15 protein-coding genes are annotated in these 19,556 nt (G+C 35.9%); 4 read left to right on the forward strand and 11 right to left on the reverse strand.

Annotated features, from left to right (window positions below):
• Positions 1 to 14: 14 nt before the first annotated feature.
• The 7 genes from QOL71_RS10270 to rlmN form a co-directional block, all read right to left on the reverse strand.
• Complete coding sequence (locus tag QOL71_RS10270) at positions 15 to 314, reverse strand: hypothetical protein (RefSeq protein WP_283416835.1); 300 nt, start codon at positions 312 to 314, stop codon at positions 15 to 17.
• Positions 315 to 373: 59 nt separating this feature from the next.
• The gene (locus QOL71_RS10275; RefSeq protein ID WP_283416836.1) at positions 374 to 1,345 is read right to left on the reverse strand and encodes a 2-hydroxyacid dehydrogenase; all 972 of its coding nucleotides are present in this window, start codon (positions 1,343 to 1,345) and stop codon (positions 374 to 376) included.
• 83 nt (positions 1,346 to 1,428) lie between these two features.
• A complete protein-coding gene (locus QOL71_RS10280) occupies positions 1,429 to 2,109 on the reverse strand; it encodes a DedA family protein (protein WP_283416837.1) in 681 nt (226 codons plus the stop codon).
• An 81-nt stretch (positions 2,110 to 2,190) separates the two neighbouring features.
• The gene (locus QOL71_RS10285) at positions 2,191 to 3,471 is read right to left on the reverse strand and encodes a replication-associated recombination protein A (protein WP_283416838.1); all 1,281 of its coding nucleotides are present in this window, start codon (positions 3,469 to 3,471) and stop codon (positions 2,191 to 2,193) included.
• 53 nt (positions 3,472 to 3,524) lie between these two features.
• The gene (locus QOL71_RS10290) at positions 3,525 to 4,502 is read right to left on the reverse strand and encodes a polyprenyl synthetase family protein (protein WP_283416839.1); all 978 of its coding nucleotides are present in this window, start codon (positions 4,500 to 4,502) and stop codon (positions 3,525 to 3,527) included.
• 249 nt (positions 4,503 to 4,751) lie between these two features.
• Positions 4,752 to 5,630: a hypothetical protein gene (locus QOL71_RS10295; RefSeq protein WP_283416840.1), complete on the reverse strand. Its 879-nt coding sequence runs from the start codon at positions 5,628 to 5,630 to the stop codon at positions 4,752 to 4,754.
• 66 nt (positions 5,631 to 5,696) lie between these two features.
• A complete protein-coding gene (rlmN, locus tag QOL71_RS10300; RefSeq protein ID WP_120212972.1) occupies positions 5,697 to 6,731 on the reverse strand; it encodes a dual-specificity RNA methyltransferase RlmN in 1,035 nt (344 codons plus the stop codon).
• A gap of 251 nt (positions 6,732 to 6,982) precedes the next feature.
• Here rlmN and QOL71_RS10305 point away from each other — a divergent pair, with 251 nt between their 5' ends.
• Positions 6,983 to 9,307 (forward strand): GAF domain-containing protein, encoded by a 2,325-nt coding sequence (locus tag QOL71_RS10305; protein WP_283416841.1) that lies wholly within the window; start codon positions 6,983 to 6,985, stop codon positions 9,305 to 9,307.
• On the opposite strand, the gene QOL71_RS10310 is transcribed toward QOL71_RS10305, so the two are convergent.
• Positions 9,304 to 9,744: a DUF5412 family protein gene (locus tag QOL71_RS10310; RefSeq protein WP_283416842.1), complete on the reverse strand. Its 441-nt coding sequence runs from the start codon at positions 9,742 to 9,744 to the stop codon at positions 9,304 to 9,306. The two genes, QOL71_RS10305 and QOL71_RS10310, sit on opposite strands and share 4 nt — an antisense overlap.
• Before the next feature lie 13 nt (positions 9,745 to 9,757).
• Positions 9,758 to 10,960 carry a Pycsar system effector family protein gene (locus QOL71_RS10315; protein ID WP_283416843.1) on the reverse strand — a complete coding sequence of 401 codons (1,203 nt, stop codon included), beginning with the start codon at positions 10,958 to 10,960 and terminating at the stop codon, positions 9,758 to 9,760.
• 302 nt (positions 10,961 to 11,262) lie between these two features.
• On the opposite strand from QOL71_RS10315, the gene QOL71_RS10320 reads away from it, so the two are divergent.
• The gene (locus QOL71_RS10320; RefSeq protein WP_283416844.1) at positions 11,263 to 14,940 is read left to right on the forward strand and encodes a metallophosphoesterase; all 3,678 of its coding nucleotides are present in this window, start codon (positions 11,263 to 11,265) and stop codon (positions 14,938 to 14,940) included.
• 112 nt (positions 14,941 to 15,052) lie between these two features.
• A complete protein-coding gene (locus QOL71_RS10325) occupies positions 15,053 to 15,286 on the forward strand; it encodes a hypothetical protein (RefSeq protein ID WP_283416845.1) in 234 nt (77 codons plus the stop codon).
• 5 nt (positions 15,287 to 15,291) lie between these two features.
• On the opposite strand, the gene QOL71_RS10330 is transcribed toward QOL71_RS10325, so the two are convergent.
• Both QOL71_RS10330 and queA read right to left on the reverse strand, forming a co-directional pair.
• Positions 15,292 to 16,152: an NHL repeat-containing protein gene (locus QOL71_RS10330; protein WP_283416846.1), complete on the reverse strand. Its 861-nt coding sequence runs from the start codon at positions 16,150 to 16,152 to the stop codon at positions 15,292 to 15,294.
• Positions 16,153 to 16,364: 212 nt separating this feature from the next.
• On the reverse strand, positions 16,365 to 17,414 hold the full coding sequence (queA, locus tag QOL71_RS10335; protein WP_120212981.1) for a tRNA preQ1(34) S-adenosylmethionine ribosyltransferase-isomerase QueA: 1,050 nt from the start codon (positions 17,412 to 17,414) through the stop codon (positions 16,365 to 16,367).
• 243 nt (positions 17,415 to 17,657) lie between these two features.
• Between queA and QOL71_RS10340 the strand changes: the two genes are divergently transcribed.
• Positions 17,658 to 19,472 (forward strand): DUF349 domain-containing protein, encoded by a 1,815-nt coding sequence (locus QOL71_RS10340; RefSeq protein ID WP_283416847.1) that lies wholly within the window; start codon positions 17,658 to 17,660, stop codon positions 19,470 to 19,472.
• The last annotated feature ends 84 nt before the right edge of the window (positions 19,473 to 19,556 follow it).

The following is a 19,556-nucleotide window of genomic DNA, read 5'->3' on the forward strand; positions in this document are numbered from 1 at the left end:
GGTAAGCTTAATTGTTATTCCACGATATCTTCATTGGTTTCCTCATGGTCATCCTCGTTATCGCTTTGGCTGTAATAATTGTTTTCTTCATCAGGAAGCTGATCGTTGATCTGTTCAAAGTTGTCATCATCTTCGGCACCCGGAACATCAAGTCCGAAAGGCATCTCGTCATTCACCTGACTTGGGTCTTTGATTGGATTTCCGTCGCCGTCCAAGGGAATATGGTCTTCACGGTTAAAGATATCTTCGCCCGGATTGTAATCCATTTCTCTTAATTTTCTGTTTTGCTCATCGCGGTTGTCTTCTGGTGTCATAATATTTGATTTAGTATTGAGATAATTTAAACAAATATGATTCCAAGCTTTTCAAAATATTATTGATAAACCTCAGGGTTGGCACAATTTGGCATTGGCTGATTCCTGGAAAAAGCAATGATGTTTTCTGCGGCAATCCTTGACATTCCATTTCTTGCCTCGACTGTAGCAGAACCTATGTGTGGCAATACTACAACATTCGGGAGCTGGAGTAGGGGATTTTTGGAATCCATTGGTTCGGGATTGGTAACATCCAGACCTGCACCCCAGATTTTATTTGATTGAAGCACTTCAAACAAGTCAGTTTCATTATGAAAACCGCCCCGTGCCGTATTAATGAAAATTGCATTCGGCTTCATTTTTTCAAAAACTGATTGATTGAAAAGATCCATCTGTTCCGACGTATAATTCGCATGGATGCTGATGACATCAGATTGTTCAATTAATTCATCAAAAGAAACATATTTAGCATATAACTCTTTTTCAGCTTGTTCGTTATGGTTTCTGTTGTGATAAATAATGTTCATCTGGAAAGCATCTTTGCATTTTTGAGCCATTTCAAAACCTATCCTTCCTAAACCAAAAATGCCTAAAGTTTTGCCATATAATTCTTGTCCTAACTGTTCTAAAGCATCAAAATCTTTCCAGTTTCCGGATTTTACTTTTTCTGTATTGTAATTGGCTTTTCTGGAAACCATTTGCATCAGGAGGAATGCAATGTCAGAAGTGGCTCTGTTGAGAACATTCGGGGTATTTCCAACCGGGATTTTCCGTTTGGTTGCTTCTTCGATATCTACCTGGTCAAATCCGACTGAGAATAAGGAAATAGCTTTTATATTTGGACAATTGTCAAAAAAATTCCTACCGAATTTATTCTTGCCTACATTCAGGATGATATCCGCTTTTTTACAAAGTTCAAGCCATTCATGTTGAGAAAGAATGTCATGCTGAGGTGTTATTATTTCTAAATTATTTGCTTTCAGTAAGTCGATTCCGGTCTGTGGAATTCTTTTGTTGAGGAATACTTTCATTTCAATATTTTGATTTGTTAAAATGCAAAAACCGGAAATGGCTTCCGGTTTTTTATATGTTGTCTGATATTGATTATCAAAAATTATTCCTGTGTGGGTCTTTCTTTGTCTTTTGTGAAAAAGAATTTGATAATGATTGGGAGCGTTGTTACCAAAACAATGACCAAAACGATCAGTTCCAATTTCTTCTTAAGGTCTATCCCAAACTGATCCATAAACAGTTTATCCAGATAATGACCTGCAAATATCATTGTAAATGACCAGGAAATAGCGCCAACAATGTTGTAAAAGAAAAACTTCTTTTTGTCCATTTTTACAATTCCTGCGACAATGGGCGCAAAAGTTCTTACTATGGGAAGAAATCTTGCCAAGATAACTGCAACTGTTCCATGGTCTTCGAAAAAATCGTGCGCTTTGAACAGATATTTCTTTTTGAACAGGAAGGTATCCTTTCTTTCATACAACAATGGTCCGCTTTTGTATCCAAACCAATAGCCAATCTCGTTTCCGATGATGGCTGCAATGGCTACCGCTGTTGCAAGAATAGTGGTGTCCAGAAAATCCGAACCGGTAGAACCGAAAGTGGTATCAATGATCTGGACTGCATAAATACCGGAAATGAAGAGCAGGCTATCGCCCGGTAAAAAGAAACCTACGAATAACCCGGTTTCTGCAAAAATGATAAACAAAATCAGCCAAAAACCACCTAGTTTGATGTAAAATTCGGGGTTCAGTAAGTCTTTCCAACTTTCAAAATGTTCCATAGCTATCTGTGAATCGCAAATATATTAAAACAAACCGAAAGCACGGCTATAAAAGTGTTATTTAGGAATATTTAACTATTGTTACCGGTCGTATTTGTTTCCCCATTTTTCCTTCATCTGTTCATGTATTTTTTTCTCTGTAGAATTGTTGGAAGGCTTATAGAATGCGGTCCCTTTGATTTCGTCAGGTAAAAACTCCAGATCTACAAAGTTGCCCTGATAAGAATGAGCATACTGATAATCTTTGCCATAATCAAGGTCTTTCATTAATTTGGTTGGTGCGTTTCTGAGATGTAAAGGCACTGGTAAATCGCCTGTTTTCCTTACAAAAGCCATTGCTTCGTTAATTGCATTGTAAGTTGAATTACTTTTTGGAGAAACAGCGAGATAAACTGCAGTTTCACTTAGAATAATTCTTGCTTCCGGATTTCCGATAACATTAATGGCCTGGAAACAATTGTTGGCCATGACAAGTGCGTTTGGATTTGCCAATCCAATATCTTCCGCAGCCAGTATCACCATTCGTCTTGCAATGAATTTGATGTCTTCGCCGCCAACCAGCATCCTTGCAAGCCAATAGACTGCACCATTTGGGTCGGAGCCTCGCATTGATTTGATAAAGGCGGAGATAATGTCATAATGTTGTTCGCCATTTTTATCATATAAAGCCATATTCTCCTGCAAAACCGAAAGAACGTCCTTGTTGGAAATTTTATTTTTCTTCGCTGATTTGAATTGATTCAGTACAAGCTCTACGGAGTTAATCAGCTTTCTTGCATCGCCTCCGGAATACTGAATAAATGCTTCTTTTTCCTCGAGGGAAAATTTGGTTTTGTTGATTTCGTTATATTTTGATACAGAAATGTCGGCTAATTCTTCCAGTTTTTCAAACGTCAAAGCCTTCAAAATATAAACCTGCGAACGCGACAATAAAGCCGAAACTACTTCGAAACTAGGATTTTCCGTAGTGGCGCCAATCAGGACAATCCAGCCTTTTTCCACAGCATGAAGCAAAGAATCCTGCTGGGACTTATTAAACCTGTGAATTTCATCAATGAATAAAATAGGACTTTTTCCGGAGAAAAGATTTTGCTTTTTAGCCTCATCAATCACATCTCGCACATCTTTCACACCGGAAGAAACCGCTGATAGTTTATAGAATTTTCTTCCAGATTTTTCAGAAATGATCTCAGCAAGCGTTGTTTTTCCTGTTCCCGGTGGTCCCCAAAAAATAAGAGAATTGAGTGTGTCATTCTCCAGCATTTTCCGGATGGTTCCGTTTTTTCCGGTCAGATGTTCCTGACCCAAAACATCGTCAAGGGTTTTCGGACGGAGAATTTCGGCAAGAGGTGAGTTGTTCATATTCCAAAATTACGGAATAAAAATTTCAGAAAAACAAAAGAAATAAATTTGAATTACAACTTTCTACTGATCACGTAATCCAACATCAGTTTCAGGGACTCTTTGGCTTCGTTATCAGGGAATTCAGCCAGGATATCCAATGCTTTTTGCTGGTAGTCTTTCATGGTCCGGATGGCATAATCCATTCCGCCGGAAGATTTCACGAATTCTACCAACTCGCGAACTTTTTTAGAATCGTTGTTATAACGCTTTATCGTTGCGAAATATTTTTTGTAATTCTCTGGACTCGCATTTTTCAAAGTATAGATCAAAGGCAAAGTCATCTTTTGTTCCTTGATGTCTATTCCGACGGGTTTTCCAATGATATTACTGGTTTGATAATCAAAAAGGTCATCCTTGATCTGGAAAGCCATTCCCGTGTAAGTCCCGAATTCCTGCATTTTTTTCGCAGTTGATTCATCTACGCCATTAGACAAAACGCCAACCTCGCAGCAGGCCGCAATCAAAGTGGCCGTTTTCTGACGGATGATTTCATAGTAAACATCTTCGGTAATGTCCAGTTTTCTCGCCTTTTCCAATTGAAGCAATTCACCTTCAGACATTTCCCGGATCGTTCTTGCAATCACAGAAAGCAAATCAAAATCCTTATTATCCGTAGAAAGTAAAACCGATTTCGAAAGCAGATAATCGCCAACCAAAACCGCAATTTTGTTCTTCCAAAGCGCATTGATAGAAAAGAAATTCCGGCGCTTAAAACTCTCATCCACAACATCATCGTGGACCAAAGTCGCCGTGTGGATCAGCTCAATCATACTGGCGCCGCGGAACGTTTTTTCGTTCACATTTCCGACCAGTTTTGCACAGAGAAAAACAAACATCGGGCGCATTTGCTTACCTTTTGTTGTCACGATAAAACGCGTGACCTTATCCAACAGAGCAACATTACTTTTCATCGATTCATAAAACTTTTGTTCAAAAAGTTTCATTTCGTCAGAAATCGGAGCTTTGATGAGTTCTACTGTATTTGCCACTGTTTGCGTTTAAAGATTATATTTTTGGAGCAAGACGACTGTACTTTTTTTCAACATTCTAACCCGCTTTCCGTTGCAATCTTTTTATTTGTCTTTGACAAATAAAAAGGATTTTCACTGCAATCGGGGCTATGTTGAGCAGTTGTCTATCAATTGACCAAAATTATTAATAATAGATTTTAGCAGAAAATATTAGTTTACTATCTAACATCTCTCTTATAACATCTACTTATTATTCTACAAATATAATTATTCTAAATCTTTAAACGGAATAAAATAGAGACTTTGCGGTACTTTTTTGAATTTGATGCTGAATCGCTCTCCTGAAATATAAATTCCTTTTTCAGTTGTCGTAATACCTTCGATTTGTCCAATATTGTAGGCTCTTCCCAAAGCATATTTTTTTGGAGGCTTATTGAAGAAAAGATTCCCCGTTTCATCTTTCTCAAAAACCATAAGATAAACCGACGCATTTTTGGTGTAACCGACAACATATAATTTATCTTGAAAAACAGAAGCATCCGTCACTACAAATCCTGTATCATAACTTTCCAGTTTCTGAGCTGGCTGGTTTTCTGTTAGATTTTTGTCAATTACATAATGCGAAACCGTGTTCGTAATCCATTCTTTAGTAAAAAGATGAATATTCCCATCCAAGAAAATCATCGCTTCTGCATCAAAATTATTATTGATGTTTTTTGGTGTAAAATCGGTTTGTTCAGGATAAAAGAACGGAATGGCCTTGATGGAATTAACCATCAAAGAATCATTTCTGAAAGGGATTTGATACACTTTCAAATCTTTTCTTGTTCCCAGATTATTCCCGAATTCTCCAATATAAAAATTTTCACCATCATTTGTAATAGCTTCCCAATCGATATTTTTGAGACCGGTTTGAAAAGTTTTTTCGATGTTTGAACTTCCTGGTTTTATTTCAAAAATTTCGCTGGTGTTGCCGCTGTCATTGAACGAGAAAAGTCTACCATTAATATTTGTCAAGCCTGATGATTCCCTTAAAGAATCACTCAAAACAGCAATTTTGTATTTCTTTAGATTCAGTGATTGCGTTTTCTGTGCTGAGATTTGAAACCCAGATAGAATCAATAAGATGTAAAAAATCCTTTTCATATTTTGTAAAAATAAGAATTGATTTTTTGAACGTAAAATTTTATGGATTAAAGTATTGTTAAAGAATTACTCCGCCGTTTTATTAGCTAATTGTCCACAAGCTGCGTCGATATCGCCACCACGGCTTTTTCTTACAACAATAGTAATTCCTGCTTTTTCCAGTTCGCGGACATATTTTTGCTCGGCTTCAATACTTCTGTGGTCAAATTTTCCTTCGCCAATCGGGTTATATTGGATTAGATTGACTTTACTTGGAACTTGTCGGCAATACTTGATCAATGCTTTGATATCTTCATCGCCGTCATTGATTCCTTTCCAGACACAATATTCAAAAGTGACCGGAGAACCTGTTTTCTGATACCAATACTGCAACGAATCCATAATATCAGTCAAAGGAAATTTATCAGAAAAAGGCATTATTTCATTACGTTTATGTTCAATTGCTGAGTGTAGTGAAAGCGCCAGTTTCACTTTCAGTTCTTCATCTGCGAGCATTTTTATCATCTTCGGAATTCCGGATGTTGAAACGGTAATTCTTCTTGGCGACATTCCCAGACCGTCAGGTTTCGTGATTTTATGGATAGCTTCGACAACGTTTTTGTAATTCATCATCGGTTCGCCCATTCCCATAAACACGATGTTTGTGAGTGGCCTGTCAAAATATTCTTTGCTTTGTCGGTCAATCAATGCGACTTGGTCTACAATCTCTGCAACTTCCAGATTTCGCATTCTTTTTAGTTTGGCTGTGGCGCAGAATTCGCAGTTCAGAGAACAACCAACTTGAGAAGAAACACAGGCCGTAGAACGCGTTTCTGTCGGAATCAGAACCGATTCTACCATTAATCCGTCGTGAAGCTTGACGCCGTTTTTAATGGTTCCGTCTGTTGATTTTTGTAATAGATCGACAGCAATCGGGTTGATGAAAAAATCGCGGGAAAGATTATCACGAAGATTTTTTGAAAGATTTGTCATCTCATCAAAAGAGTGCAGATTCTTACTCCACAGCCAATCATAGACCTGCTTGGCACGAAACGGCTTATCACCAATTGTGCTGAAGTAATCTTTGAGCTGATCGAGGGAAAGTGTGCGGATATCTTTCAATGCTTTCTGAAAATTTTTGCAAAGATACGTTTAATGTAACAATTTAAAAATCCAATAATGAAACGATAGATACATTTGATAATCTTGAGTTTTCGTTTTTTTGAAAGATAATTTCTTAGCTAAGTTTTACATTGATAATTAATTATGATTTGGAAACGGTAATTTTAACTATTGAAATTAAAGTATTGGGAATTATAATTCGACTTTATTAATAGATTGATAATTCTTACATTTGCATTGATTTTTACGAGATGAAGTTCCAAGCCTTTTACGACAGCCCATTCATACTGAATTTTTCCTTTGAAAAGCTCATCGAGAAAATGGAAGCAGAAGCTTCTGATAACCCGGAATATGCGCTGTCACATCAGAGAATTCTGGATAAAGCGAAAGAATTTCCCGAACTTCTGAATGGTATTACAAATCTTAATTTCTTTGAGAAAAATGAAACCTTGATGAAGGAGCTTTTGCGTGATCTTTTTCCGCCAATGTTGACGGGAAATGAAATCAAGGCAATTGGTTTTCCTTTTTATAATTTCTTTTTCAATCCTACACAACGTTTTCAGAACATCCTTAAAAATGCCGGCGAAAACTTTGATATGTTTATTAAAGGTCTTGATCCGCATCGTTTTTATGTAATGAGCTGTTGCATTATTTTGAGAAATTTTTATAATGTTCCGCTCAATCTTTCGATGCCGTTTATTTTCGATATTCCGAATGAGGAAGGTATTGTGAACCATTACCGTTTTTTGAATAATGTTGATTTTATTGATGTTAATCCGCTGGAAAATTTCAAAAGATTGACAGAAGAAGAGATTTCTGAATTGCTGGATAATTTTGAAGATTACGAATTGTGGAAAGAAAAATTTCCGCCAAAAAACTGGGAACTGAAGGGTTTTGCTGTCGTTAATTTCTTTGACGCCACAACTGAAATTGCAGTTTCCAATCTCAAAACCAAGTTGATTAATCTTGAAGATGATGAAAATCTTAAACCGGAACTGAACAAGATTTTCCGTTCTATTTTTCAGGTTCCTGATTTGGAACTGGGCTATACATCCATCAATCATGAAGAAAACAAATTTGTAAAAACGCCCATCAATGGCGTGATTGATAGTTTTATTCTGTCGGGATTTAATCACTCCAGGAATGAATTGCTTTGTGAAAAGAATTTTAACACATTAGTAGAATCCAGAAAATACTTCAGCATTTCTGATGTTGAGAAAGTTTACCGTGAGTTTCCGGACAGTGATTTTGCCAAGCAATTCTACGAATTGGGAATCAAAAGCGCAATTTTTGCGCCTATTATCAAAAACAAAAAAGTTCTTGGAATTATCGAACTCGTCTCCAGAAAGAAAATGCTGAACAGCATCAATGCTCAAAAAATGGAAATCGTGATGCCATATCTTGAAGATACTATGGACAGACTATATGACGGCATCGAAACGAGAATCCAAGCGATTATCCAACGGGAATATACAGCGATACATCCAAGTGTTTATTGGAAATTCCGACAAGAAGCGGAACGCCACATTGGTTTCTACAGAGAAGAATTTGATTTGCCTTACCGAAAAATCACTTTCGAAAATCTGACGCCACTTTTTGGACAGACTGATATCAGGAACTCTTCGGTTTCGAGGAACCTGGCAATTAAAAAAGATTTGGAAATCAATCTGATGCTGATCTCTGATGTTTTCAAGGATCTAAGTTCTGATAATGATTTGGAATCCATTAATTTAAAACTGATTCATTTTCAAGAATTATTGGCAAAAGATTTAAAAGCCGACACAGAAAGTCAGGTTCAGAATTTTATTCATAACGAAGTTCATCCTTTGCTGGAGTCCATCAAGCTTCAGAATGTGAATTATAATCAAATCGTTACAGATTATCACAAACAATTGGATTCTAAAACGGAATTGGTTTATCAGTTCAGGAAGAAATTTGATGATAGTTTGTCATCGGTCAATAAGTTTTTGGCGGATATCCTGGACAAACGTCAGGAAGAGCAACAGCAAAGATTTCCGTTTTACTACGAGCGTTTCAAGACGGACGGTGTAGAACATAATATGTATATCGGTTCATCGATTGAACCGGAGTTGACTTACGACCCGATTTTCCTCAAGAATTTAAGGTTATGGCAATTGCGTGTGATTTGCGAATCCGAATTGCATTACAAAAAATATAAAGAAACGCTGGATTATTCTCTGGATGTTTCGTCTTTGATTTTAGTTTACAGCACGCCGATCAGTATCAGATTCAGGATGGATGAAAAACGTTTTGATGTGGACGGAAGTTATAATGCCCGCTACGAAATGATTAAAAAACGTATCGACAAATCCCAGGTCAAAAATTCTGACGAACGTATCACACAACCCGGAAAAATCAGCATTATCTATTCTCAGGATAGGGAACGTGAAGAATATTTGAAATTAATCAAAATCCTTCAGGACCAAAATGTACTTTCAACTATAGAAGAACTGGAAGTTGAAGATTTACAGGGAATTAACGGTTTGCGAGCTTTGCGTGTTGCGGTTAATTATGAGGCGGAAGATGTGGATTATGAGTTTGTTGAGGGAGTCTAATCCTTCATTTGTTTATAGATAATTTGAACATCATTTCTCTCATCATTATTTTTAAATATTCTTGCATTTTCTGTATACTCAATTTCTAAAGAATTGTTATTTATCCATCTTGTTTTTAGTTCAATGATTTCTCTGTCTTTATTCATTTTAGCCTTTCCGTGGTCTGAGTCTGCACTAAAAATATTACCGACATCATCATTTTTTAAAATATAATCGGAATCGACAATACTAATTTGAGTTGAAAAATCTGAGATTGCACCACAATTTACTGAGAAAACTAGAATTTTTAATTTACCATTTGGAGATACTTTTGATTCAACTAGTTTTGTTCCGCACATATCAGATGCGAATGAATTAAAAGCAACTATAAAGAATATTATAATTCCAATAATTCCTATTCCAAAAATTGCAAGTATAATTTTTAAAGTTTTAGACATTAAATTTAAAAATCTAAACCGTCACATTCCGAAAAGCCACCACAAAAGCCACCACAGAAACAATAATTCCTATTGTGAAAACCGTGTAAGTCAGTCTCAATAATTTGTATTTTCTGTTGAGAACAACGCCCAGATAATAGAGGTCTTTTATCATTGTATCGTACAGATATTGTCGGTCGTTCATCATTTCTTTCATTGCCCAGAGATACTCTTCCATCGGCATTTTGTAGAAGTTTCCGAAGAATAAAAGATTCACTTTTTTTTCTTCAATTTCCTTTCTGGTAAAGGTTCCGCTGGATACTTTCGGTCTTGTAGACATAATCGCCAAAATAATACAAATCACACTGAATATGACCATCACAAAAGTCGGAATAATCAAATGCGAATTACTTGGCGCATCCAGTTTTGGAATCAAAGATGATAATGCGATTGAAATAATAATCGCGTTGACGGAAAGCAGAATATTCGCTTTGCTATCGGCAATTTGACTCAGCTTGGTGTGGTTGTTCAATGTCACCCGGAACATTGTTTCTATACCACGTTCAGGGCTTTCCAGTTTCTCAAGCTTTTTCTTATTCAGAAGTGCTTTATCATTATCCTCGGCCGCTTTTTTCTTTTTCTCTTCTTTCAGATTCTGGATGTGAGAAAGGATTTTATCCACATTTTTTTCTTTGATTGGCTGCCAGTTTTCTTTAGCAAATTTGGTATAAAATTGATGTTTTGAAAAGAAAACAATATTAAGCTCAGACCACTGTTGCTTGCTGAATTTCTGATGATGAACCTCCTTGATTTCCTGTCTCAGATTCTCACAAATCCTGAAATAATCATCCGAAGCCAGATGATACAAATCTGCATCTTTTATGATTTCTTCCAGATGATTTTTAGGCTTGTAAAATTTGTCCGTTGCCAGGATCAGTTCTCCGATTTTGGCAATTCTATCTTCGGGAAAACCATATTGCTTTAAAAAGTTTGCAGCCTCTTTTCGGCTTTCTTCTTCGTGATTGTCAGCATCATCAATATAACCCAAATCGTGAAACCAGCCTGCCAAAAGCAGATTTTCTGTGTCTTCGGGACCAATGTTTTCTTCTTTTGCAAGGATTTTTATCTTATCAACAACCTGAATCGTGTGGTCAAGATTGTGATAAGTATAAGCAGAAGATAATCTATTTTTGAATAAATTTTTAACATAATCTTCCGAAATTTTCAAAATATCCATAAAAGCAATTTGGAACAAATTTAAGAAAGTATTTATAGCTTATTAATTTTAATTTTGTTAAATATTGTTAGAGTTTGACTAATTTCGTGAATATTTGAAATCAAAATCGTCAGGTCGAACTTGTCGAAGCCTTTAACTTAAATATTTAATTTTATTTATGGCAGCTTAATCCGCCTGCAGTTTATCCTGAGCGAAGTCGAAGGGCTCCCGATTGTCACTCTGAGGTTCTAGAAGAGTCCGCTCAAGTAGGGCTGCGTGAAATTCATCGGTAATAGATTACCTTTAAATATTGAAAATCATTTATGAGATACATATACCAATTATATCTTTTTATCATACTTCTGTTCGTTGCGGTTTCCTGCGCTGTTCAAAACGCTGATTACGGAAAAAATGCCAAAGACTTTGTGAAAAATCCAACGATTAAAGATAGCATCATTCACACTTTTTATCTGGTTGGTGATGCCGGAAATCTCGACCAAGACGAAGCTTTCCATAATATGAATATTCTGAAAGATTCATTATCCAAAGCTCCGGAAAATAGTACTTTGATGTTTTTGGGAGATAATATTTATCCAGTCGGAATGCCAAAAAATGAGGACGAACATAGAGCTTTGGCGGAGAAAAAAATGGATAACCAGATTTCATTATCTCAACAGTTCAAAGGAAAAACGATTTTCATTCCCGGCAATCACGATTGGTACAACAACGGCATCAAAGGTTTGAAAAGAGAAGAAGATTATGTTACAGAAAAACTGAATGACAAATCGGCTTTCGGACCAAGAAACGGCTGTCCCATTGAAACCAGAAAAATCAACAAAAAACTGACTTTGATTTTAGTGGACACAGAATGGGTTTTGGCAAATTGGGACAAAAATCCGGGTATCAATGAAAAATGCGACCTCAAAACCCGCGAAGATTTCTATACAGAATTCGAAGACCAGCTGAATAAAAATCAGAACAAAACCATTGTTGTGGCAACACATCATCCATTGATGACGAACGGCTCACACGGCGGAAAATATTCTTGGGAAAAGCAGATTTTTCCTTTGGAAAATAAAATTCCACTCCCGGTTTTAGGTTCAATTATCAATTTGACAAGGGCAACCGGCGGAATCACACATCAGGATATCAGCAATCAGAATTATAAAAATCTGGCAGACCGACTGAAAACTTTGATTGGCGGAAGGAAAAATGTCATCGTAGTTTCTGGTCACGACCATAATTTGCAATACATCGAGCAAGGCGACATCAGACAAATCGTTAGCGGCGCAGGTTCCAAAACGGAATCTGCAAAAGCCATTGGAAGTAATGATTTTTCATTTGGAAAAAACGGATACGCAGAACTGAAAATCTCAAAATCAGGAAATGCTGAAGTGAATTTTTACAGTCTTAATCCAAAAAAATCGGAATTGTTATTCAGAAAAACGGTTTTGGAAAACGAATCGAAAATTGCGAAAGATTACCCGAATCAATTTCCTCAAAATACAGAAGCCTCGATTTATGATTCTGCAATGACGAAGAAAAGTAAGTTCTACGAGTTTCTGTGGGGAAAGCATTACCGTGAATATTATTCGAAAAAAATCAATGTCAAAAATCTGGAATTGGACACATTATTTGGTGGCGTGAAACCCGATAGAGCAGGAGGCGGACATCAAACCAAATCCCTTCGTCTGGAAACCAAATCCGGAAATGAATACGTGATTCGTGCGCTGAAAAAAAGCGGTGTAAGATTTTTGCAGGCTGTGGCGTTCAAAAATCAATATGTAATTGATGATTTTTCGGATAGTTATGCGGACAAATTTTTGCTGGATTTTTACACGACTTCTCATCCTTACACGCCTTTGGTAATCGGTGGAATGGCAGACAAATTGGGAATTCGTCACACAACACCAGAACTTTTTTATATTCCAAAACAGAAAACTCTTAAAAACTTCAATGAGAATTTTGGAAATGAGTTGTATTATCTCGAAGACCGACCAATGGAAACCGAGGAAAATCCGAACAAAGTTCTAGGAACTGATGAAGTAATCCTGAATCTTGCCAAAGACGAAAAATACAGAATGGATGAAAAAGCGTGGATCAAAGCACGTTTGTTCGATATGTTGATTGGCGATTGGGATAGGCATCACGATCAATGGAAATTCGAATCCAGGAAAGAAAATGGCAACGTGATTTACAGCCCGATTCCGAAAGACAGAGACCAGGCTTTTTCAAAATATGACGGTTTTATCACGGGAATCCTGATGGAATTTCCTGAGCTGAAGCATATGCAGACTTTTGATCATCAGATTGAAAGCGTGAAGTGGTTTAACCGTGAACCTTATCCGTTGGATTTGATTTTTGCTAAAAATTCTAATGGAAAAGACTGGCAGGGTTTAGCAGAATTTATTCAAAATCATTTGTCGGAAAATGACATTAGAGAAGCTTTTAAAAACCTTCCAAAAGAAGTTCAGGATAAAGTTTCAGAAGATTTGATTCAGAAATTACTGACGAGAAAAAATGACCTTCAAAAATATGCTTCGGCTTATTTCAAATTCCTTCAGGAAAAAGTGGTATTGACCGGAACTGACAAAAAAGACAAGTTTGTAGTCACCAGATTACCGAATAACGAAACCGAAGTCAAAATCATCAGACTGAAAAAAGCTGGTGAAGAATTGCAATCATCCAAGCTTTATTCTGGATTGATGACCAAAGAAATCATATTGTATGGTCTGGATGACGATGACGAATTTATTGTTGAAGGAAAACCACATTCGAGTATCAAAATCAAACTTTTGGGAGGTTTGGATAACGATAAATATTCGGTTTTCAACTCCAGGAAAGTGACGATTTACGATTATAAAAGTAAACCGAACAATTTCGAAAATAAAGGAAGTGCAACTCTGAAGTTGACTGATGACTATGACATCAACCAGTACAACTACAGAAACCCGAAATATAATGTTTTTACCACATTTATGAATTTCAATTTCAATCCGGATGATGCCTTGGCGATTGGTTTTAATGCAGATTATACTGTGAATGATTTTATCAAGAACCCGTTTTCTCAGAAACACCATTTTACAGCCAATTATTTCACAGGAACGAGAGGTTATGAACTGGCTTATCAGGGGATGTTTCCATTGTTGAAAGGTAAGTGGTTTTACGGCTTGGATACGAGGGTCACGAGTTCTCATTACATCAGGAATTTCTACGGCATTGGTAATGAAACAGTTAATCCGAAGGAAGAATTTGGAGATCGCTTTAATAATGTCAGAGCTCGGGAGTTTGGATTTTCGCCGTCTATTAACTGGAACAAAAATGCGTCAACATTCTCTGCAAAACTGAATTACGAAATTCTGAAAATCGATAGAACTGCTAATCGCTATATTTCAATTCCTGGTGTCATCAATGACGACGTTTTCAAATCGAAACAGTTTGGTGGAGCCGATTTGTCGTTCAATTATGAGAATTATGATAACAAAGCGAATCCAAAATTGGGAATGAAATTCGATATCAGAACGGTTTGGAATATGAATCTCCAAAATACGGACAGACAATATACTTCACTGGAAACAGGGCTTGGTTTCCTGCATTATCTGACGCAAAATCAAAGATTGGTTTGGTCTTCTTATGCGAAGGCAAAATGGCTTTTTGGTAACGATTACGAGTTTTATCAAATGGCGACGTTGGGCGGAAACAAAGATTTGAGAGGTTTCCGTTTTAACCGTTTTTATGGGAAAAATTCTTTTTATCAAACCTCGGATTTGAGATATGAAGTCGGTAAAATCAAGAATTCAATTTTACCTTTGAGCTATGGATTTTTCGGCGGGTTTGATTTAGGTAGAGTTTGGAATCCGAATGAAAGTTCTAATAAATGGCATAATTCGTACGGTGGTGGATTTTGGCTGAATGCAGTTGACGCCATCTCTGCCAATATTTCTTATTTTACATCGTCAGACGGAGGAAGATTGGTTGTCGGGATTGGCGGGACTTTTTAATTTTTTTTTTTTTTTTTTTAAATTTGAAAATCAATTTGTTATATTTTTAAATAAGCAAAAATTCTACACTAGTGTTTCATTCGTAATATTGTATTATTAAAAATATAATTATATGTTATTAGAAATTAAATTTAAGGGAAAATCTTACTTAGCAAATGTGAAGAAAGAAAAATTCACTTTTGATTTTAAATTAGAAAGATACAACAGCTTGTATAGTTGGTATGAGATTCACGGATTTCAAAAATTCTCTTGCTCTTTAACTTGTAGATTAAAACATTACAAAGAATTTAAGGCAAGAGTTTTCAATCCAGAATATGGTAGAAGATTTATAAGTCAAGATTCATAATAATATTATTTCAACTTCAATTGATAAAGATTTCCTGTGTGTGTTTTGTTGCCTTCATCGGTCATTAAGATTGTATTTTCATCTTTGAAACAAAGACCTTCTTTCTGTGTGTGATGATTCAGTTCAATTTTTTCGACGTTTCCGGAGAAGAAATTATTGCCTTTCCAATTGGTGAAAATCCAAACTTTATCTGAGCTTAAAATCGCCACTTTATCTTTATTCGGGCTGATGTCTGCACTGGTCACAGCACAATGATTGAACTGCTCACAAGTCACAAAACTTCCGATTTTCTTAGCAGGTAATTTTTGAGTGGAGTTGTTATCAACTTCATATAAAACCGTGGTTCCATCAAATTTTGAACTTCTGTTTTTAGTGAAAAGAAAAAATTTGTTGTTATGGATGAAGAACGATTCAACGTCAAAAATGCGGTCTTTCTTTTTTGGAGGAAATTCGGTTTGTTCGGGATAATAGAACTGAACAATTGATTCTGCTTTAGCTTCATCTTTATTCAAATCTGAAGCATTGATCTTATAAATGGCTAAGTTTTGCCTGTCATTATCATTATTTCCAAAATCGCCGATGTAGATATTGCCTTCATCATCAGAAGTCAAATCTTCCCAGTCATTATTTTCAACATTAGAGATGGTAATTTGCCTGATTAATTCTCCTTTCTCATTGAATCCAAAAAGAACATTGTGATTATGGTTGTCCTCAATCGTCCAAATCAGGGGTGATGCTTTCGAAATTTCACAAGCCGAAGCTTCTTTCAGCTTTTTGGGAAGACTCGCCAATGTTGAAAAATTCTCCTGAGTCTGTGAACAGGAAAATGTAATGGATAATAATGCGAAAAAGGAAAGTGCTTTCATTGGATGAAATTAATGAAAATAATGGAGATTGAAACCACAAAAGTTACAAAAGGACAAAATTGAATGGATACGTTAAAAGTTCAAAAAGAAAATTTTGTGAACTTGTTATATATTGAAAAAATATTCAATAAAAATCTTTTGTGACTTTTGTGGCTTAACAAAAAATGCACAACTATAAAAATTGTGCATTCTGTTTTTGAAAAATTCAAATCTTAAAGAATCAACATCGCGTCTCCGTAAGAGTAGAATTTGTATTTTTCTTTGATAGCTTCCTCGTAAGCTCTCATGATGAAATCTTTGTTCGCAAAAGCGGCAATCATCATAATCAGAGTAGACTTAGGCGTGTGGAAGTTGGTAATCATTGCATTGGCAACACCGAATTCGTGAGGTGGATAGATGAACTTGTTGGTCCAACCTCTGTAAGCTGAGATTTTTTTGTTAGAAGAAACAGAAGTTTCCAAAGCTCTCATCGTTGTTGTTCCAACAGCACAGACTCTGCGTCCTTCTTCTACAGCTTTGTTAATGATTGCTGCGTTCTTCTCATCGATAATAGCTTCTTCAGATTCCATTTTATGCTTGGATAGATCTTCAACTTCGATTGGGTTGAAAGTTCCCAAACCAACGTGAAGTGTGATCTCTGCAAAATCGATTCCTTTGATCTCTAATCTCTTCATCAAGTGTTTTGAAAAGTGTAAACCGGCAGTTGGCGCTGCAACAGCACCTTCAACTTTCGCATAGATGGTCTGGTATCTTTCTGCATCTTCCGGCTCAACCTCTCTTTTGATGTATTTAGGAAGTGGTGTTTCTCCAAGTTCTGTCAATTTTGCACGGAACTCTTCATAAGAACCATCGAACAAAAATCTCAGTGTTCTTCCTCTAGAAGTCGTATTATCGATAACTTCCGCTACAAGAGACTCATCTTCTGTGAAGAATAATTTGTTACCGATTCTGATTTTTCTTGCCGGGTCAACCAAAACGTCCCAAACACGAGTTTCAGCATCCAGTTCTCTCAATAAGAAAACTTCAATCTTAGCTCCTGTTTTTTCTTTGTTTCCAAATAATCTTGCAGGGAAAACTTTGGTATTATTAAAAATGAAAAGGTCTTTCTCATCAAAATAATCAATAACATCTTTGAAAAGGCGATGCTCGATAGTTTCAGTTTTTCTGTTAAGAACCATCAACCTTGCCTCATCACGGTTTTCTGACGGGTGTTCTGCCAATAACTCTGCTGGCAAATCGAAATTGAAATCAGATGTTTTCATAAAATTTACGGATTTTATTTGTTTTTACAGGACTTGCCTGTGGTTAAATTTTTGCGAGGTGCAAAGATACGACATCAAAGAGCCTATGTCAAGTAAATATTAATTTTAAATATCCGGATTAATCATTTCAATATATATTTAATGTTTTTTTTATAAATTTAGTATTTATATTTGGTGTTTTCTGTAAAAAACAGTTAATTTAGTGCATCTAAAAGTTGTTTTTGTCAATTAATTTGCTTTGTTATGAGTATTGAAAATGAAAATCCTGAGAATGAAAATTTGAATCCGGAAACTGATGCTGCTGAAAATCAACCAGTAGAAGAAACAGTTACCAGCCAAAATTCAGAAACCGAAACCGAATCTGAACATCAGGAAACCGAAGTTGTTGAGGAAGATTTTTCTCATTATTCTTTAAAAGAAGCTTTGGACGAAATGGAAAAAATAGTCAACAAAGATGATGCTTCATCTTTTTCCAGACGTTTCAATGCACTGCGGGAACAGGCAAATCACAAATTGGCTGACGAAATCGAAGACAAAAAACACGAGTACCTGGAACAGGGAAATCCTGAAGAACATTTCGAATATCATCATCCACAAGCTTCCAAATTGTCTGCTCTTGTCAATATTTTCAAAGAAAAACAAGATAAATTTCATAAACAACAAGAAGCCGAACATCAAGGAAATCTGCAAGAAAGATTAGCAATTATCGAGAGGCTGAAAAACCTTTACACCAATTCTGAACCGGGAACTAATCTCTTCAAATCAATAAGAGAAATCAAAGAAGCCTGGGGAAATGCAGGTCAGGTTGCTAAATCTGAGTTCAAAAATCTGAATAATAATTATTTCCATCATCTTAAAATGTTCAATGAGATGTTGGATCTGAATAAAGAATATCTGGAGCAGGAATTTGCTCATAATCTTGAAAAAAGACAACATATTATCCAAAGAGCAAAAGAATTGCTGGATGAGAAGGTTGTTCAAAAAGCACTGAATGAACTGCAATATCTTCATAAGCTTTGGAAAGAAGAAGCGGAGCCTGTTGCAGAAGAATTCCGTGAAAAAACCTGGGAAGAATTCAAAGAGATTTCCAATAAAATTCATGAAAGAAAATCTGAGTTGATTGCAGTTATAGAAACTGAACAACTTGAAAATCTTGAAAAGAAAAATAAGATCATTGAAGAGTTGAAAACACTTTCTGCTCCTCAGAACATCAATCATACCTATTGGCAACAAGCCATTAAAAGAGTAGAAGAGATCAGATCCGAGTTCTTGAAATTAGGCGCTGTTCCAAAGAAATTATCCAATCAAAACTGGACAGATTTCAAACAATCTCTTAGGGATTTCAATACAGCTAAAAATGATTTTTATAAGAATCTAAAAGGATCTCAGATTCAGAATCTTGAAGAAAAACAAGCCTTAATCAAAACGGCTCAGGATAATATGAATTCTGAAGATTGGGATACCGTGGTTCCATTATTCAAAAAACTACAGGAAGACTGGAAAAAAATTGGTCACGTTCCCAGAAGTCAGGCGAATAAAGTTTGGGATGACTTCCGTGATGCTTGTAATACGTTTTTCAAAAATTATAGAGAAAAGAATAATGCAGCCGGCGATAACTGGAAAGAAAATTATAAAAACAAAAAAGCACTTCTCGATGAACTGAAAGCTTTGACAGACGAAGACGGTTCTGTTGAAAAAATCGAGAATATCAAGAATTCCTGGAATGCTATCGGAAAAGTTCCCAAAGATAAGTTGTCAATTAATACGGAATTTAATAAAACTCTGAGAGAGAAGTTAAAACTCAACAAAATCAATGAGTTTGATTTGAAGGAAGAAAATCTGTCAGAAAGCCAATTGACCGATAAAGCCAGAAAAATCAAAAATCAAATTGCAGATCTGGAAGCAGAAGTTGTGCAATTGGAAAATAATTTGTCTTTTTTCAATTCACCAACGCGAGATAATCCACTTTTGAAAGATACCTATGAGAAACTGGACGGCAAAAAAGAGCAATTAGAAGGATTGAAAGTCACACTTCATAATATCATCGCAGGAGAATAAAAAAAATTATACTTTATTAAATGAAAATCCTCTAATGAAGAGGATTTTTTATTTTTTTTCAAATTAATATAAACAATTATTAAT

The sequence above is a fragment of the Epilithonimonas pallida genome (assembly GCF_900182975.1).
GTDB classification, from domain to species: domain Bacteria; phylum Bacteroidota; class Bacteroidia; order Flavobacteriales; family Weeksellaceae; genus Epilithonimonas; species Epilithonimonas pallida.

Bases quoted from the DNA above. Each gene is read 5' to 3' on its own strand.
- QOL71_RS10270 (WP_283416835.1), bottom strand. From the start codon at position 314: ATGACACCAGAAGACAACCGCGATGAGCAAAACAGAAAATTAAGAGAA.
- QOL71_RS10275 (WP_283416836.1), bottom strand. From the start codon at position 1,345: ATGAAAGTATTCCTCAACAAAAGAATTCCACAGACCGGAATCGACTTA.
- QOL71_RS10280 (WP_283416837.1), bottom strand. From the start codon at position 2,109: ATGGAACATTTTGAAAGTTGGAAAGACTTACTGAACCCCGAATTTTAC.
- QOL71_RS10285 (WP_283416838.1), bottom strand. From the start codon at position 3,471: ATGAACAACTCACCTCTTGCCGAAATTCTCCGTCCGAAAACCCTTGAC.
- QOL71_RS10295 (WP_283416840.1), bottom strand. From the start codon at position 5,630: ATGAAAAGGATTTTTTACATCTTATTGATTCTATCTGGGTTTCAAATC.
- QOL71_RS10305 (WP_283416841.1), top strand. From the start codon at position 6,983: ATGAAGTTCCAAGCCTTTTACGACAGCCCATTCATACTGAATTTTTCC.
- QOL71_RS10310 (WP_283416842.1), bottom strand. From the start codon at position 9,744: ATGTCTAAAACTTTAAAAATTATACTTGCAATTTTTGGAATAGGAATT.
- QOL71_RS10315 (WP_283416843.1), bottom strand. From the start codon at position 10,960: ATGGATATTTTGAAAATTTCGGAAGATTATGTTAAAAATTTATTCAAA.
- QOL71_RS10320 (WP_283416844.1), top strand. From the start codon at position 11,263: ATGAGATACATATACCAATTATATCTTTTTATCATACTTCTGTTCGTT.
- QOL71_RS10325 (WP_283416845.1), top strand. From the start codon at position 15,053: ATGTTATTAGAAATTAAATTTAAGGGAAAATCTTACTTAGCAAATGTG.
- QOL71_RS10330 (WP_283416846.1), bottom strand. From the start codon at position 16,152: ATGAAAGCACTTTCCTTTTTCGCATTATTATCCATTACATTTTCCTGT.
- queA (WP_120212981.1), bottom strand. From the start codon at position 17,414: ATGAAAACATCTGATTTCAATTTCGATTTGCCAGCAGAGTTATTGGCA.
- QOL71_RS10340 (WP_283416847.1), top strand. From the start codon at position 17,658: ATGAGTATTGAAAATGAAAATCCTGAGAATGAAAATTTGAATCCGGAA.